The sequence below is a fragment of the Gramella jeungdoensis genome (assembly GCF_023805255.1).
In the GTDB taxonomy this organism is placed as follows: Bacteria; Bacteroidota; Bacteroidia; order Flavobacteriales; family Flavobacteriaceae; genus Christiangramia; species Christiangramia jeungdoensis.
Window position 1 is genome coordinate 40424 of record NZ_JAMSCK010000008.1, and the last position, 16692, is coordinate 57115.

Consider the following 16692-nt stretch of genomic DNA (forward strand, 5'->3'; position numbering starts at 1 on the left):
TTCCATTTAATAGGATATTTTCCAAATTTATAAAATCATCAAGTCATTTTCAGAAATTGAATGTTAAAAAATAGCCGAAAAAAATATCTACATTCCGGTTCTAATAGCTTCCACCGGATCCAGCTTGGAAGCCGAAACGGCAGGAATAATTCCGGAGATCAGACCTATAACAGCCGAAACCAGGGTTCCGATAAGAATATTAAGCGGGGAAAGGACGAACTCGAAATCACCGGTAAACTGGGAAGCTATGATAGAAACCAGCCATACAATGAAAAGTCCAACCAGACCTCCAATAACCGAGAGTATGATCGCTTCAAAAAGGAATTGAGAAAGAATGAATTTATTTTTTGCTCCAAGAGATTTCTGGATCCCGATAAGATTTGTTCGTTCTTTTACACTTACGAACATGATATTTGCGATCCCGAATCCGCCCACCAGCAAAGAGAAACCACTAATTACGATTCCGATGATATTTAACTGACCGGTGATATTATCTATAAAATCGGCAAAGCCCTGAAGCTGATTAATAAAGAAATTGTTGATCTCTCCGGGTTTAACCCCTCTCATGCTTCTCATTTCCTGCTCCAGCCTGGCAATGAATTCATCATTATCCACTCCGTCTTCAGGTTTAAGCACGATTTGTGGAAATACAGTACCTTTTGTGGTTCCATATACCCTTCGGGCAAAATTAGCAGGAACAAAAACCTGGCTATCCCTTGAACCTCCAAACAAAGACTGGCCCTGTTTCTTAAGAACCCCGATCACTGTAGCTCTACGGCCAAAAATCCGTATCTCTTTCCCGAGGGGATCGATCTCTCCAAAAAGATTGGAAGCAATCTCATGACCAAGCACGATCACTCCTGCACCAGCCACCGCTTCGGGTTCATTAAAAAACCGGCCTTTTTCAAATTCAAAAGCCTCAATGTCATAATATTCATGCGTAACAGCCCCAACATCCACACCTGTACTGGTGACATCCCGGTATTTCAGGGAAGCCCCACCGGGAACACCCAGGGCAAAACTTATAGCCTCAATATCTGGCAGGTTTTTCTTTAAATTCTGGTATTCTTCATAAGTAACGTCAGGAAACTGTTCTCTCTTCCAGCGTGGAATGTCTGAAGGACCAAAATTGAACCTCATCACTACCACAGTGCTGTTATCTAAAGCACTAAGACTACCAGTAATGTCTTTTTTCAGGGAATCAACCGCGGCAAGTACTGCTATAATCGAAAATATACCAATGGTAACACCAAGCAGGGATAGAAATGTTCTTAAGCGGTTATTCCTAAGCGCACTTAGCGCAAAATTGAAGCTTTCCTTAAGTACACGTAAATAGATTAACATGATGTCGCCTGCTGGTTATAAAATTCAAGAATAGGACGCCTGCACTCTAAAAGTGTTACAATTTTTCATGTAATTCCTTCAGCTGGATTATAAATTTATAGAATTTTACCTGAGAATATCTGTACCCAGCAATTTATCATTGGAATTATAGAACCATCTCCTGGTTTTCGGCATTTTAATTCCTTCAATTTCTTCAATACCTTCCAATAGGATGTATTCTCCACTATCGGGAATTATCTCACCTGAAGTTTCATCTGTTTTAAAGAACTGATATGCTTCCAGCGCATAGGTTTGAGGGTTGAAGTAAAAATTCCATACATCACTCCCTACCCCTTCATCGTAGGTGACATTCACTTTTAAATATTCCTTATCCATAAAGGTCACCTCTTCCAGACTTTCCAGATTGGTCCCAAGATCCAGAAGCTTCATTGGAAGCCCGTAAAGGTATTCGTAATAGTCTTTATACAAATTCGCTCTATCGCAGTTCAGATCGTTATTTTCCGCTTCTTCAGATGAGAATTCCTGTCTCCCGTTCAGCTTTAAAATGCATTCATTTTCATCAATTATGTAGGTCTTAGTAATGGTATCTGTGCGGGCTTCTAACGAGAAATATTCGTTCGGAAAATCAATAACCACCTTACTAAACCTGGAAGGTTTATCATGCATGCTTAATTCGATATTAAGCGTATCACTAAATGTTTTCCACTTATTGGAAGGATCGTGATAAGCTATAGACTTCAAAACAACATCTTCGGCTTTTTCCTCCTCATTTTTACAGCTTAGAGCGGCAAACAAAACCGCGATCAACAATCCAGTTACTTTTAATTTCATGATCTGTGTTTTCATTGCAATTTAGTTATTTCAAAAAAGCCATGATCACATCAAAAATATCCAGATTTAATTTCCACAAGATGGGACTAAAAAGGCCTATTCAAAAACCACCGGGAATGAAAACAACTCCAACTAAAACGTTATCATAAAAATTACTGATAATTAGCCAAATTGACTTTCTCATTTTTAGCTGAATTGGTTACTTTTGCAGCTTTAACAAACACAACACAATGAGCGAATTAAAACAAGCAAAATCTGCTTTAATTTCAGTTTTTAGTAAAGATGGGCTTGAACCCATAGTAAAAAAACTTGATGAACTTGGTGTAACCATCTATTCTACAGGAGGTACCGAAAAATTCATCAAAGATCTCGGGATAGATGTAATTCCTGTTGAAGATGTTACTTCCTATCCTTCAATTTTAGGTGGAAGGGTAAAGACGCTTCACCCGAAAGTTTTTGGAGGGATTCTTAACCGTCAGGAAAATGAAGGTGATGTAAAGGAACTGGAACAGTACGAAATTCCGCAGATAGACATTGTGATTGTGGATCTTTATCCATTCGAAAAAACCGTTGCTTCGGGAGCTTCAGAACAGGATATCATCGAAAAGATCGATATTGGAGGAATCTCTCTTATTCGTGCGGCTGCCAAGAACTTTAAGGATGTTACCTGTGTTTCTTCGGTAGACGACTATGAAGATTTTCTTGCGTTACTGAATGAAAAGAATGGAGAGACAAGTCTTGCAGACAGGAAGAAATTCGCTACAAAAGCATTCAATATCTCTTCACATTACGATTCGGCCATCTTCAATTATTTCAACCAGGAAGGTGAAGTGAATTCTTTCAAACAGAGTGAATTGAAAGGAAAAGAACTGAGATACGGAGAAAACCCGCATCAAAAAGGAACTTTCTATGGAGATTTTGAGGCAATGTTCGAAAAATTGCATGGGAAGGAACTTTCATATAACAACCTTCTGGATGTTGATGCGGCCGTTAATTTGATGAACGAATTCAAAGGTGAAGCCCCTACATTCGCTATTTTAAAACACAATAATGCCTGCGGACTTGCACAACGTGACACGATTCATCAGGCTTATGTAGATGCCCTGGCGGGAGATCCGGTTTCGGCTTTTGGCGGAATCCTGATCAGCAATGTGGAAATTGATGCCAAAACTGCTGAAGAAATCCACAAACTTTTCTGCGAAGTGGTGATCGCTCCGTCATTTTCTGCCGAAGCACTTGAAATCTTAAAAGGTAAGAAGAACCGAATATTATTAATTCAGAAAGATATTGAGCTTCCTAAAGACCAGGTAAGGACCTGTCTCAATGGAGTTTTGGTTCAGGATAAAGATCTTAAAACCGATAGCCTGGAAGATCTGAAACTTGCCACCAGCAATAAAGCTACAGATGAGGAGTTATCTGACATGATATTTGCATCAAAGATCTGCAAACACACAAAATCGAATACTATCGTTTTAGCTAAGAACAAACAACTTTGTGCCAGCGGAACAGGACAAACCTCGAGAGTTGACGCTCTTAAGCAAAGTATCGAAAAAGCTCACTCCTTCAATTTTGACCTTAAGGGTGCCGTGATGGCCAGTGATGCATTTTTCCCTTTCCCCGATTGTGTTGAGATCGCAGGAAATGCAGGAATTACAGCCGTGGTTCAGCCTGGAGGATCAATAAAGGATCAATTGAGTATCGATTATTGCAACGAAAATAATATCGCAATGGTGATGACAGGAACTCGCCATTTTAAACATTAATTTTATTACATTTACCCAAACCTCAATACTTATAACATACTATGGGATTTTTTGACTTTCTCATTGAAGAAATTGCGATAGACTTAGGTACAGCTAACACCCTGATAATTCATAACGATAAAGTTGTTGTAGACAGCCCCTCGATTGTAGCCCGCGACAGGACCTCGGGTAAGATCACAGCCGTGGGTAAGGAAGCAGCGATGATGCAGGGTAAGACTCATGAGAATATCAAAACTATCCGCCCTTTGAAAGATGGGGTAATTGCCGACTTTGATGCCAGTGAGAAGATGCTCACCATGTTCATCAAGGAAATTCCAGCACTTAAGAAAAAGCTTTTTACTCCTGCGCTTAGAATGGTGATCTGTATCCCTTCTGGTATTACAGAGGTGGAAATGCGCGCCGTTAAAGAGAGTGCAGAAAGGGTAAATGGTAAAGAGGTTTATCTTATTCATGAACCTATGGCTGCTGCGATTGGTATTGGGGTAGATATCATGCAGCCAAAAGGGAATATGATCGTGGATATAGGTGGTGGTACCACCGAGATCGCGGTGATCGCTCTTGGAGGTATCGTGTGTGACAAATCGGTAAAGATCGCGGGTGATGTTTTCACGAACGATATTGTTTACTACATGCGTACGCAGCATAACCTCTATGTAGGTGAGCGTACCGCTGAAAAGATAAAGATCCAGATTGGTGCGGCAACCGAAGATCTTGAGGTTCCGCCAGAAGAGATGAGTGTACAGGGTAGAGACCTTTTAACAGGGAAGCCTAAACAGGTGAACATCTCTTACCGTGAAATCGCAAAAGCTCTTGACAAATCTATCCTGAGAATTGAGGATGCCGTAATGGAAACCCTTTCTCAAACTCCGCCGGAACTTGCTGCAGATATCTATAATACGGGTATCTACCTTGCAGGTGGTGGTTCAATGTTAAGAGGATTAGACAAGCGTTTATCACAAAAGACCGATCTGCCCGTTTATATTGCTGAAGACCCATTACGTGCCGTAGTACGAGGTACGGGTATAACCCTTAAAACACTTAACCGTTATAAAGGAATTTTGATCAAGTAGGAGAAGTTTTAGTTTATGCAGCAGATTTTCAATTTTCTTATAAAGAATAAGAATTCCATTCTATTCTTATTTCTGCTTGCGATATCCATCTTCCTTACTATTCAGAATCATGCCTTTCATAAAAGCAGGTTTATAAGTTCTGCCAATTTCGTTACGGGAGGAATCTATTCCTGGTCTAACAGCATCAACACCTATTTACATCTTGATGAATACAATGAGAGATTGCTGGAGGAAAATAATAAACTTCGCAATATCATTTCCAATATCAATGATAGCATCTCGATTGAAAAACAGCTTGACAGCACTTCTTTCGAAGGCGATTATTTGTTCAGGACTGCCCGTGTGATCAACAATAATTTCTCAAAACCCAATAATTATCTTACACTTAACCGTGGAGAGAAATCGGGGATCCATCCTGAATATGGGGTAATTACCAGTCAGGGAATCGTTGGGATCGTAGACAGGGTGAATAAGAATTACTCCAGGGTCATTTCAATTCTTAACAGTAATTCAAGGATTAACGCACAACTGAAAAACACGAATCATTTTGGCAGCCTGGTATGGAATGGAGAAGATCCTAATATCGTTCAGCTAATTGACGTACCGCGACAGGCGCCCCTTCAAAAGGGAGATACAATAATCACCGGAGGTAGGTCGTTGATCTTCCCAAAAGGATTACCTATAGGAAGCATAACAGATTTCACTCTTGACCAAACGCAGAGCTATTACACGATTAATATTGAGTTATTCAACGACATGACCAATATTGGCTATGTATATGTGATTGAAAATGTAAATAAAGAAGAAATTAAAGCCTTACAGGAAAGTGAACAGTAGCATAATATCAAATACACTAAGATTTGTTTTGCTGGTATTTTTACAGGTGTTAATACTAAACAACATCAATTTTGCCGGCTACATCAATCCATACCTGTATGTGCTTTTCATCCTGCTTTATCCGTTCACGGGAAATCAAAGCCTGTTTTTATTTCTCTCCTTCCTTATTGGCATAAGCATTGATATTTTTGAGGATAGCGGAGGAATAAACGCGGCAGCATGTTTGGTTGCGGCTTTTGTAAGACCAAATTTACTCAGGTTCTCTTTCGGAATAAGCTACGACCACCAGAACATACGCCTTTCTGCGACTCCTTTTGGCGCGAAATTGAGCTATGTTTTTCTGATGGTTATAATACATCATTTTGTATTGTTTTCTTTGGAAATGTTTAGCTTAAACCATATAATGATCATACTGAAAAAAACATTTTTTTCAAGTATATTCACAGTGACCTTAATCCTTCTAAGTCTTACACTTTTCAGCAGAAAATATAGATGAGAAAAGTATTGCTTTACATAACCATACTCACAACGGGACTGATATTTATCGGACGGCTTTTCTATCTTCAGGTGGTGGACACTTCTCTTGCTATAAGGTCCAGGGACAATGCTATTAAGGTTATTTACGATTATCCTCAACGCGGATATATTTACGACAGGAACGGCGATTTAATGGTTTCCAACCAGCCTTCTTATGATGTGATGGTGATCCCAAGAAACCTTAAACCATTTGACACTACCGAATTTTGCAACATCCTGAGTATTGAACGTAAAGATTTGGAGAAAAAGCTCGACAAGGCACGCATATATTCTCCAATGCTACCATCGGTGATAATACCTCAGCTCACCAAAAGTGAATATGCCATCCTCCAGGAGAAAATGAGGAAATATGAAGGCTTTTATATTCAGAAGAGATCCCTCAGGGATTACCAGGTAGATCACAGTGCAAATGTTCTGGGCTATATAGCCGAAGTAAACCAGGCCACGATCAATGACAACCCCTATTATATTTCCGGGGACCTTATCGGGCGTGCGGGCGTGGAAGCCTATTATGAAGAATTGCTCCGCGGTGTAAAAGGTGTAAAATATATCCAAAAGGACAGATTTAACAGGGATATTGGTCCATATAAGGATGGCATCTATGACACCCTTCCCGAAAAAGGAAAGGATATCAGCCTGACTATTGATGCCCAACTTCAGGAATACGGAACCCGGCTTATGGAGAACAAAAGAGGCGGCATAGTTGCTATTGAACCGGAAAGCGGTGAGATCCTGGCCCTGATTACGGCTCCTAACTACGATCCTGCCAAGCTTGTGGGTCGTAAGCGCTCTCCTAATTTTACCGAATTATATTACGACACCATTGCTCGCCCATTATATGATCGTGGACTCCTTGCGGAATATCCTCCAGGCTCACCTTTTAAGACCCTGAATGCCCTTATAGGGCTACAGGAAGGAATTGTTGATACCGATGATAAATTCTCCTGTAATCATGGTTATGCATATGGAAGAGGAAGAAAACTGGGCTGCCATGCTCACCGAAGCCCCCTGGATATGATCCCTGGAATAGCAAATTCCTGTAACGCCTATTTCTGTAATGTATACCGAAGGATCATAGAAAAATATCCTTCACCTCAGGAAGGTATTGATGCATGGAATGCCCATCTAAAGAGTTTTGGCCTGGGTGATTTTCTTGGTTCAGATTTCTATACAGGAAAGCCTGGTAAAATTCCGGATTCAGATTATTACAATCAAATATATGACTATCCAACCTATAAATGGTATGCCACCGCTACCCTTTCTAATGCAATCGGACAGGGCGAGGTTTTAATGACTCCTATTCAACTGGCAAATATGGCTGCTACTATCGGAAATAAAGGATGGTATTACACACCACATATTCTGAAGGAAATTGAAGGCAAACCTATTAAAGAAGAAAAGTTTACAAAAAAGAATTACACAACAATCGAGGAAAGACATTTCGAACCTGTGATAGAGGGTATGCATGAAGTATACAAAAGCGGAACAGCATCTACTTTAAGAATTCCCGGAATCGAGATCGCCGGTAAAACAGGAACAGCTGAAAACTTCACCAAAATAGATGGGAAAAGAGTTCAGCTCACCGACCATTCAATATTTGTGGCCTTTGCTCCTGTAGATAATCCCAAGATCGCAATAGCGGTTTTCGTTGAAAATGGGTACTGGGGAAGTCGGTATGCAGGCAGGATGGCCAGCCTCATGATAGAAAAATACCTTAAAGGTACGATTACAAGGACCGACATGGAAGAATGGATATTAAGCCACAGTCTGGAAGAGGAATATGCGAAGCCTCTTAGTGGTGAACCTTTCAAAATTAACCAGTAAATGAGCAGAAACAGCGCAGGATTTGACTGGATAAGCATTTTTATTTATTTAATTTTAATCTGTTTTGGCTGGGCCAATATTTACTCAGCTTCCCTGGGGACAAATACCGGTTCCTTTTTTGATCTAAGCCAGCCATACGGGAAACAGGCACTTTTTATAGGACTTAGTATATTTCTTATAATTATCATTCTCTCCATAGAAGCGAAGTTCTACCAGCGATTTTCCAGTATAATTTACTTAATATCCCTATTATCACTGGCGGGGCTCTTTGTCTTTGGAAAAACAATCTCGGGAGCCACTTCCTGGTATTCCTTTGGAAGTTTTGGGATCCAGCCCTCAGAATTTGCCAAATTCGCAACGGCCCTCGCGCTTGCTAAATATCTAAGCGATATACAAACAAATATCAGGCAGCTGAGTCATCAGGTAAAGGCATTTATCATTATTGCCATTCCGGCGCTACTTATTGTGCCTCAACCAGATCCCGGAAGTGCCCTGGTATATGCAGCTTTCTTTTTTCCGCTTTACAGGGAAGGACTATCCGGATTCTACCTGGTTACAGGGCTTTCAGCGGTTGCCGTATTCATTCTAACACTTCTTGTAGGCCCTTATTGGGTTTCGGGAGTTGTTCTGCTAATAGGGCTCTTTCTTTTCTTCAGAAAAAGAAAAAAAAGACCCGGAAGGATACTTATTACCCTTTTTGCGATCATTTCAATTGGATTGAGCTTCTCGGTGAACTATATTTTCGAAAATGTATTTGAGCAGCGCCACCGTGACCGTTTCAACATCGTTCTGGGGAAAGAAGTTGATTCCAGGGGAATTGGCTACAATACCAATCAAAGTGAGATCGCCATAGGCAGTGGTGGATGGCTTGGAAAGGGATGGACAGAAGGCACCCAAACGAAGGGGCATTTTGTACCCGAACAGCATACCGATTATATTTTTAGTACCGTCGGTGAAGAATGGGGGTTTTTAGGAAGTGGTATGGTTGTTCTTCTTTTTGTACTTCTACTAATAAGACTGCTTCAGCTGGCAGAACGACAACGCAACCAGTTCACCAGGATCTATGGTTATTCAGTGATAGGAATTCTGTTTATACACTTCCTAGTGAATATAGGAATGGTAATCGGAATCTTTCCTACAGTAGGAATTCCTCTCCCCTTCTTTAGTTATGGAGGATCGGGACTCTGGGGTTTCACCATCCTGCTATTTATATTTATCAAGCTGGACTCAGACAGGCTGTCTTACTAAGCACATTTATCGGTTAACAACAGAATGGCTGCTATTAGCAATATAATTACGGGATAGATATATTTTCTTTTCATCTGGTTAAGACATAAAAAAACCCGGAAACTCAATTCCGGGTTTTTAATGATACAATATATTAGTTTTTCACTTTCTTCTTTCTGTCCACATCAGCTAGTTTGTTCCGAGTGATGTTGTTCATCTTAATATCCGAAAGCACATTGATAGCTTCTTCGATATAAACATCCTTACTCAGGCTCTCATGCCATCTTTCTCTCTTCTCCTTCAGAATCGTATCTGTAACAAAAAGCTCTTCTTCATATGGCAGTGAAGTATAGGTAAGGTTTGTCCTGTAATCTTTTATAGCATCGAACTCCTTAGCCCTCTGTTTTTCCTGCTCAGCTTCTCTAGCATACTCTTCATAGCTAAGAGGGTAACTGGAATCTTCACTCTGAGTTTTCACCCATTTGGCGTTTTCTTCAATTAGCTTTAATTGCTCATTTTCGCTCATTCTCTTTTTACTGGCTTCAATAGCTTCATCATAACCTACATAACCATTCCAGATATCATAGTCGGCAGCATCTATCTTATCCCATGGCAGTGGGTTTTCCTGATCCTTTTCACCTATATCAACAAAGCTGTAACGGTCTGGAACCACCACATCACTTTTCACACCTTCAAGCTGTGTAGATCCTCCGTTCACTCTGTAGAACTTCTGAGTGGTAATCTTAAGAGCTCCCATGTCTCCCATATCATTATTTCGCAGCCATCTGTTCAGATCTATCACATTCTGAACCGTTCCCTTACCATAGGTTTGTTTACTACCTATAATGATAGCTCTTTTATAGTCCTGCATAGCTGCGGCAAGGATCTCTGAAGCTGAAGCCGAAAGTTCGTTTACCAAAATCACCAGCGGACCATCCCAAAGCACCTGCGGATCTTCATCCTTAAGCACTTCTTTACGCTGACCGTTAGATTTCACCTGAACGATAGGTCCTTTCTCAATGAACATCCCCGCGATATCTACCACGGTTTTAAGAGAACCTCCACCATTATTTCGAAGATCCAGAACCAGACCCTCCATTCCTTCTTTCTTAAGGCGAATAATGTCCTGCTTGATATCTGAAGCCGCGTTACGCTCTTCATAATCGGTCATATCAAAATAGAATTTTGGGAGGTTGATAACACCAAACTTTCTTCCTTCCTTTTCAACCATTGAAGTCTTCGCATAAGTTTCTTCAATTTCGATAACGTCACGAGTAAGAGTTATTTCTTCGATATTACCCATTACCTTTTTACGGATTGTAAGGGTAACCTTGGTATCCTTTGGCCCCTTGATAAGGTCTACAGCATCATCTAAACGCATTCCTACGATACTTACCGCTTCTTTTTCATCTTCCTGCTTCACTTTAAGGATCACATCACCTTCGCTGATCTCCTCACTTCTCCATGCAGGCCCACCGGAAATCACTTCTGTAATAGTGATATTATCACTGTCTTTGATAAGACGTGCTCCAATTCCTTCCAGTTTACCAGACATGGCTATATCAAATCTATCCTTGTCCTGCGGAGCAAAATAGAAGGTATGAGGGTCAAATTCCTCAACAATTGAATTTATATAAACTGAGAAATAGTCTTCTCTTTCAAGGTCGTCTGTAAAGTCGTAATATCGGTCTATATTAGACATTGTTGTTTCCCTGGCCTCTTTCTCCAGTTCAACATCCGACTTCATTTCATAAGAATCATCCTCTTCTTTCTTCTGCTTTTCATCCTGTTTAAGGTCATAATACGTGATAAGAGTGTTGAATTTCAATTGCTCTTTCCACCTTTTCCTCATTTCTTCTTTAGAAGAGACATATTCAAGACTATCGTAATCTGTATTTATGGTTTCATTTTCAGTAAAGTCAAATGGTTCTGAAAGGATATCCTTGTACAGAGATCTGGCTTCTTCCATTCTTTTACCCAAACGAGCATAAGTAAGATTAAAGAATTCTATATTCTTTCCTTTGATCTGATCATCTATTTGATTCTTGTATTTGTTGAATTCCTCAACATCCTGGGCATATAGAAAACGTTTCGAAGGATCCAGGTTTTCCAGGTAATCTTCATAGACGTTAGCTGAAAAACTGTCATTTATATCTTTCGCATCATAGTGGCCCTGATTAAGCACATAAGTAATAAGATCAATAAGAAGCTTATCTTTATTGGGGTCATCAAACTTTTTGGTAGTAAAACTACAGGCAGCAGCAGCCATTAAAAGGACCACCGCTAAAATTTTAAAATTCCTTTTCATAACTCGTTTTAATTTCGTCATCGTTTGGTTACCATAAGTATAGTAAAAACTGTGCCAATGAGTTGTATAATCAGCACTAATTTGTTAAACCACTAATATAAGCTTTCCTTATTTAAATTCTTATTTTAGCGAAACCAAATATTTATGAATGAGTAAGAAAAAACCGCTTATCCTGGTCACCAATGATGATGGCATCACAGCCCCGGGTATAAGGACACTTGTGGAAGTTATGAAAGAGCTGGGAGATGTGATCGTAGTGGCCCCGGATAGCCCTCAAAGTGGGATGGGGCATGCCATCACTATAAGCGACACTCTTTTTTGCGAACAGGTTACCATAAAGGAAACTTACAAGCATAAGGAATATAGTTGTTCGGGAACCCCGGCCGACTGTGTAAAGATCGCCACACAGGAAATCCTTCATCGCAAACCCGATCTTTGCGTAAGCGGCATCAACCACGGCTCAAATTCCTCTATAAATGTCATTTATTCAGGCACAATGAGTGCTGCTGTAGAGGCAGGCATCGAAGGCATTCCAGCTATTGGCTTTTCCTTACTGGATTACTCGCTTAATGCCGATTTTGAGCCTACCAGAAAATATGTAAAGAACATCACCAGGAATGTACTTAAGAACGGCCTGCCAAAAGGAGTTGTTCTCAACGTTAATTTTCCTAAATTGAAGGATGGCGCAATAAAAGGAGTGAAGGTATGCCGACAGGCGAATGCACACTGGGAAGAGGAATTTGACAAAAGGACGAATCCGCAAGGGCGTGACTATTACTGGTTAACAGGAAAGTTCGTAAATATGGATGATGGTGAAGATACTGATGAAAAAGCCCTGGCTGAAGGTTATGTTTCTGTAGTTCCGGTACAATTTGACCTTACCGCCCATCACTTTATTAAGGATCTAAGCAGCTGGTCTCTGAATGATTAAACAAAACATATTCACCGGATTCTTAACAGGGATTGCCGCAAATATTGCGGGAGTAATGCTCTATATCACCTTACTTTCAGAGGCTGATATAGATGCTACATTACAGGATGCCGTAGCCAATGGTTATCTTGGAAAAATAATCGCTCTGGGTGCCATTTTGAATTTTCTGCCCTTTTTCGTTTTCTTAAAAAAGAAACAGAATTATCATGCCCGCGGGGTATTACTGGCAACCGTGAGTGTTGCAGTGGCAGTGGCAATCTATAAATTCTTATAGAATGAAGTATTATATCATCGCCGGCGAAGCTTCAGGGGACCTGCATGCCTCTAACCTTATGAAGGCCCTGAAAGGAGTAGATAAGGAAGCTGAATTCCGCTTCTGGGGTGGTGATCTTATGCAGGAACAGGGTGGGACTCTGGTAAAGCATTATAAGGAACTAGCTTTCATGGGTTTTTCAGAGGTGATCATGAATCTGAGAACCATCTTCAATAATATCAGGTTTTGTAAAGAAGACATCAAAAGCTTTGATCCAGATGTGATCATTTTTGTGGATTATCCCGGGTTTAACATGCGTATAGCAAAATGGGCCAAAACTGAAGGCTATAGAACGCATTATTATATATCTCCTCAAATCTGGGCCTGGAAGGAAAACAGGATCAATAAGATCAAGCGGGATGTAGACCAGATGTACGTGATACTTCCATTTGAAAAGGACTTTTATACTAACAAGCATGATTTTCCCGTTCACTTTGTAGGACACCCTTTACTGGATGCGATTGAAAACAGGCCTCCTGTAGATACTGCCAGCTTTAAAAAGAAGCATGGACTTGACAAAAGACCTGTTATAGCCTTACTTCCGGGTAGCAGGAAACAGGAGATAGAAAAAATGCTGAAAGTAATGCTGAGTATCACCGATAATTTTAAAGACTATCAATTCGTAATTGCGGGCGCCCCTAGTCAGGATCGGGAATTCTATGAAGGTTTTATGAAAAGGTCTAATATCAGCCTTATTATGAACAGGACCTATGACGTTTTAAGCATTGCACATGCGGCCCTTGTGACCTCGGGAACTGCAACCCTGGAAACGGCCCTTTTCAAAGTACCTGAAGTGGTTTGCTATAAGGGAAGTTATATCTCCTATCATATTGCGAAACGCATCATTAACCTTGATTTCATTTCCCTGGTAAACCTTATAATGGGAAGAGAAGTGGTGAAAGAACTTATACAGAACGAGTTTAATTCAAAAAATCTTAAAGACGAACTTAACAGGATTCTGGATGAAGAGAACAGGAAAAGAATCTTTGGAGACTACTATGAGCTGGAACAAAAACTGGGAGGCAATGGTGCCAGCAGAAAGACTGCCGAATTGATCTACCAAAACATTACAGCATGATGAACCGTTTAATAAAAAGATCTTTTTTTGCGACCGGTCTTTTTATTCTGATCGGTACATTTCTTACTTCATGCGGATCATCTAGATCCAGGGTGATCACTACCAAGAAAGAACAGAACAAAACTGAAGAGGTTACCCAGGTATATGACCGAAATCCAGCCGCAGAACCAGAAAATGAGATTGTCTTTAAAGTGGTTCATACTGCTAAAAAATTTGAAGGTACCAGGTACAAATACGGTGGAACAGACAAAAAGGGAATGGATTGTTCCGGACTCATTTACCGCTCATTTCTGGAAGAAGGCATCTCCCTTCCCCGGACTTCCCGGGCCATGTCACTCGAAGGAAAACGCCTGTATCTAAAAGAAGTAAGTGTTGGGGACCTCCTCTTCTTTGAAACCAACAAGAACCGCAAAGTGATAAACCATGTGGGGCTGGTAGTAGATGTGAATAAGAATGGTATTTATTTTATACATTCTTCAACTTCCCGGGGCGTCATTATATCCTCTCTTTCAGAGTCCTACTGGTATAATAATTTTGTGATGGCCCGAAGAGTGATCTGAAAATTTTATATCTTCTGAATGTAAAAAGCTTTCATTGAAGAACTTTCAGTTTATCTTTCTTCGTCTTTCCCTATACCTCATTGCAGGTATCTTTTTTGCTTTCAATTTTTCTTTAAATGAGCAATTTGTTCTCGTCTTCTTTTCAGCTTCACTGTTATTTTTCCTCTTTGCGTATTTCAGATCAAAAAGACAGCTCTTTCCTGACCCATTGATGGGGATTGCCACTTTCATCTTCATTTTTACTATGGGAATCTTCAGCGCCTTTTACTCGATCCCGACGAACCAGTCCGAACATTATCTTCAGAAAGCTTCAGAGTCTCAAAAAGAATTGTTCGCAAAGGCAACCGTTACAGAAGAATTGAAGCCTACAGCTTATTCGAGCAGGTATATTTTGAAGGTAGATGAACTGATTACAGAAAATAAAACTCAGGCTGTCAGAGGCAAAATACTATTAAATATCAGGATTGATTCTTCGGGCCTTCAACCCGGCAATGAAATATTTCTTCCATGGACTCCGGAAGAGATAGCAGTACCGTTGAATCCTTTTCAGTTTAATTACCGGAAATACATGCAGAATCTGGGGGTTGAAAGACAGCTCAATCTTCAGTCTGAACAGATAAATGTACTGCATAGAAGCAATAGCAACCTTTTAAACCTCGCATGGGGTTTTAGAGAAGATCTGATCACAGAGCTGAAAAAGTATGATCTAGAGAAAGAAGAGTTAGCCGTGTTCCAGGCTCTTATTCTGGGGCAGCGAAGAGAGATCGATGATAAACTGTACAAAGATTACGCAGCTGCCGGAGCGATACATATCCTTGCGATTTCCGGCCTTCATATTGGTATTCTGCTGCTATTGCTAAATTCTCTTCTAAAGCCAGTGGAAAGGCTTAAGTATGGCAAATACCTTAAAGCATTTCTTGTGATAGTACTCTTATGGTCCTTCGCCCTTCTAACCGGGTTAAGTCCTTCGGTGGTACGTGCGGTAACCATGTTTACATTCATAGCCATAGGCCTTCAACTTAAAAGGAAAACCAGCCCACTTAACAGTCTGTTTCTCTCACTTTTCTTTCTTTTACTTATCAATCCATTTTACCTATTCCAGGTTGGATTCCAACTTAGTTATCTTGCGGTATTCAGCATTATTGTATTCCAGCCCTTCATTTACAGACTTTTCACAACAAAAATCAAAATCATTGATTATTTCTGGAAAATGGTTTCGGTTAGTTTAGCTGCCCAGATAGGTATCCTAGCCTTAAGCCTGTTCTATTTTCACCAGTTCCCTGGTTTATTCCTCCTAAGCAACCTGGTTGTTCTTCCAGTTCTGGGTTTTGTACTTGCCTTTGGGATCCTGATCATTCTACTCGCATTGGCTAATATCCTTCCAGAAGTACTGGTCGAGGTTCTTGGCAGTATTCTAAAGCTTTTGAATTCTTTTATCAGGCAAATAGCGGGTATTGAGACTATGGTCTTGAGCGACATCGATTTCAGCATTTTTCAATGCATAGCAGCATATTTAATACTAGTGGGAATCCTTCTCATCCTCTCAAAGCCAAATTTCAGGAGACTTTGTTTCCTTCTAATCAGTATACTGATATTCCAGCTTGCGAGTTTTTATAATAAAACAAGTATCCCGTCATATGAGTTAGTTGTATTCCATAAAAGCCGGGAGACCATAATTGGAAAAAAGCATAAAAAAGAATTAACCCTGTTTACGAAAACAGAGACTGAACCCGGCTTTTTGAAGTCTTATATAAGAGAGCGAAGAATTGAAAATGTAAAGCAGAAGGAGATTCCCTATATTTTTCAAATTAAAGATCAGTTATGCCTGGTGGTTGATACAACTTCGAACTATAATGTAATTAGCTTTCAACCTGAAATCATCTTTTTGAGAAATTCGCCAAAATTAAACATCGAAAGGCTGATAGACAACCTTCAACCCAAACGGATAATTGCCGATGGCAGTAATTATCCATCTTTCGTAAACCGATGGGAAAAGACCTGCAGAACAAAAAAAATCCCTTTCCTCTATACCGGTGAAAAGGGAGCGTTTATTTTTAATCAGTAAAACT

At 40.2% G+C, this 16692-nt stretch carries 15 protein-coding genes; 11 read left to right on the top strand and 4 right to left on the bottom strand.

Annotated elements, in window-relative coordinates:
* Nucleotides 1-87 precede the first annotated feature (87 nt).
* Both NE848_RS16650 and NE848_RS16655 read right to left on the bottom strand, forming a co-directional pair.
* Nucleotides 88-1344: an ABC transporter permease gene (locus NE848_RS16650; protein ID WP_252115736.1), complete on the bottom strand. Its 1257-nt coding sequence runs from the start codon at nt 1342-1344 to the stop codon at nt 88-90.
* Nucleotides 1345-1449: 105 nt separating this feature from the next.
* The gene (locus tag NE848_RS16655) at nt 1450-2175 is read right to left on the bottom strand and encodes a DUF6503 family protein (protein ID WP_252115737.1); all 726 of its coding nucleotides are present in this window, start codon (nt 2173-2175) and stop codon (nt 1450-1452) included.
* 230 nt (nt 2176-2405) lie between these two features.
* On the opposite strand from NE848_RS16655, the gene purH reads away from it, so the two are divergent.
* Genes purH through rodA form a run of 6 tightly spaced genes read left to right on the top strand, consistent with a single transcriptional unit; the run spans nt 2406 to nt 9454 of the window.
* Complete coding sequence (gene purH, locus NE848_RS16660) at nt 2406-3938, top strand: bifunctional phosphoribosylaminoimidazolecarboxamide formyltransferase/IMP cyclohydrolase (protein ID WP_252115738.1); 1533 nt, start codon at nt 2406-2408, stop codon at nt 3936-3938.
* Nucleotides 3939-3979: 41 nt separating this feature from the next.
* The gene (locus NE848_RS16665; RefSeq protein WP_072553762.1) at nt 3980-5008 is read left to right on the top strand and encodes a rod shape-determining protein; all 1029 of its coding nucleotides are present in this window, start codon (nt 3980-3982) and stop codon (nt 5006-5008) included.
* A 15-nt stretch (nt 5009-5023) separates the two neighbouring features.
* A complete protein-coding gene (mreC, locus tag NE848_RS16670) occupies nt 5024-5845 on the top strand; it encodes a rod shape-determining protein MreC (protein ID WP_252115739.1) in 822 nt (273 codons plus the stop codon).
* Nucleotides 5835-6341 (top strand): rod shape-determining protein MreD, encoded by a 507-nt coding sequence (locus NE848_RS16675; RefSeq protein WP_252115740.1) that lies wholly within the window; start codon nt 5835-5837, stop codon nt 6339-6341. The genes mreC and NE848_RS16675 overlap by 11 nt, the downstream gene beginning before the upstream one ends.
* Nucleotides 6338-8206 carry a penicillin-binding protein 2 gene (gene mrdA, locus NE848_RS16680; RefSeq protein WP_252115742.1) on the top strand — a complete coding sequence of 623 codons (1869 nt, stop codon included), beginning with the start codon at nt 6338-6340 and terminating at the stop codon, nt 8204-8206. The genes NE848_RS16675 and mrdA overlap by 4 nt, the downstream gene beginning before the upstream one ends.
* The gene (rodA, locus tag NE848_RS16685) at nt 8207-9454 is read left to right on the top strand and encodes a rod shape-determining protein RodA (RefSeq protein ID WP_252115744.1); all 1248 of its coding nucleotides are present in this window, start codon (nt 8207-8209) and stop codon (nt 9452-9454) included.
* 133 nt (nt 9455-9587) lie between these two features.
* Here rodA and NE848_RS16690 read toward each other — a convergent pair whose 3' ends face one another.
* Nucleotides 9588-11741, bottom strand: coding sequence for a carboxy terminal-processing peptidase (locus tag NE848_RS16690; protein WP_252115745.1), 2154 nt, complete (start codon nt 11739-11741; stop codon nt 9588-9590).
* 148 nt (nt 11742-11889) lie between these two features.
* Here NE848_RS16690 and surE point away from each other — a divergent pair, with 148 nt between their 5' ends.
* The 4 genes from surE to NE848_RS16710 are packed head-to-tail and all read left to right on the top strand — an operon-like array spanning nt 11890 to nt 14623.
* Entirely contained in the window at nt 11890-12672 is a 783-nt protein-coding gene (surE, locus tag NE848_RS16695) for a 5'/3'-nucleotidase SurE (RefSeq protein WP_252115747.1), read from the top strand.
* On the top strand, nt 12665-12946 hold the full coding sequence (locus NE848_RS16700) for a hypothetical protein (RefSeq protein WP_252115749.1): 282 nt from the start codon (nt 12665-12667) through the stop codon (nt 12944-12946). Before surE ends, NE848_RS16700 begins: the two co-directional genes overlap by 8 nt.
* A gap of 1 nt (nt 12947) precedes the next feature.
* On the top strand, nt 12948-14063 hold the full coding sequence (gene lpxB / locus NE848_RS16705; RefSeq protein ID WP_252115751.1) for a lipid-A-disaccharide synthase: 1116 nt from the start codon (nt 12948-12950) through the stop codon (nt 14061-14063).
* Nucleotides 14063-14623 (top strand): C40 family peptidase, encoded by a 561-nt coding sequence (locus NE848_RS16710; protein WP_423748012.1) that lies wholly within the window; start codon nt 14063-14065, stop codon nt 14621-14623. Before lpxB ends, NE848_RS16710 begins: the two co-directional genes overlap by 1 nt.
* 45 nt (nt 14624-14668) lie before the next feature.
* Here the strand turns inward: NE848_RS16710 and NE848_RS16715 are convergent, their stop codons facing one another.
* Nucleotides 14669-14854 (bottom strand): hypothetical protein, encoded by a 186-nt coding sequence (locus NE848_RS16715; protein ID WP_252115771.1) that lies wholly within the window; start codon nt 14852-14854, stop codon nt 14669-14671.
* Between NE848_RS16715 and NE848_RS16720 the strand changes: the two genes are divergently transcribed.
* On the top strand, nt 14775-16688 hold the full coding sequence (locus tag NE848_RS16720; RefSeq protein ID WP_252115770.1) for a ComEC/Rec2 family competence protein: 1914 nt from the start codon (nt 14775-14777) through the stop codon (nt 16686-16688). The genes NE848_RS16715 and NE848_RS16720 overlap by 80 nt on opposite strands.
* The last annotated feature ends 4 nt before the right edge of the window (nt 16689-16692 follow it).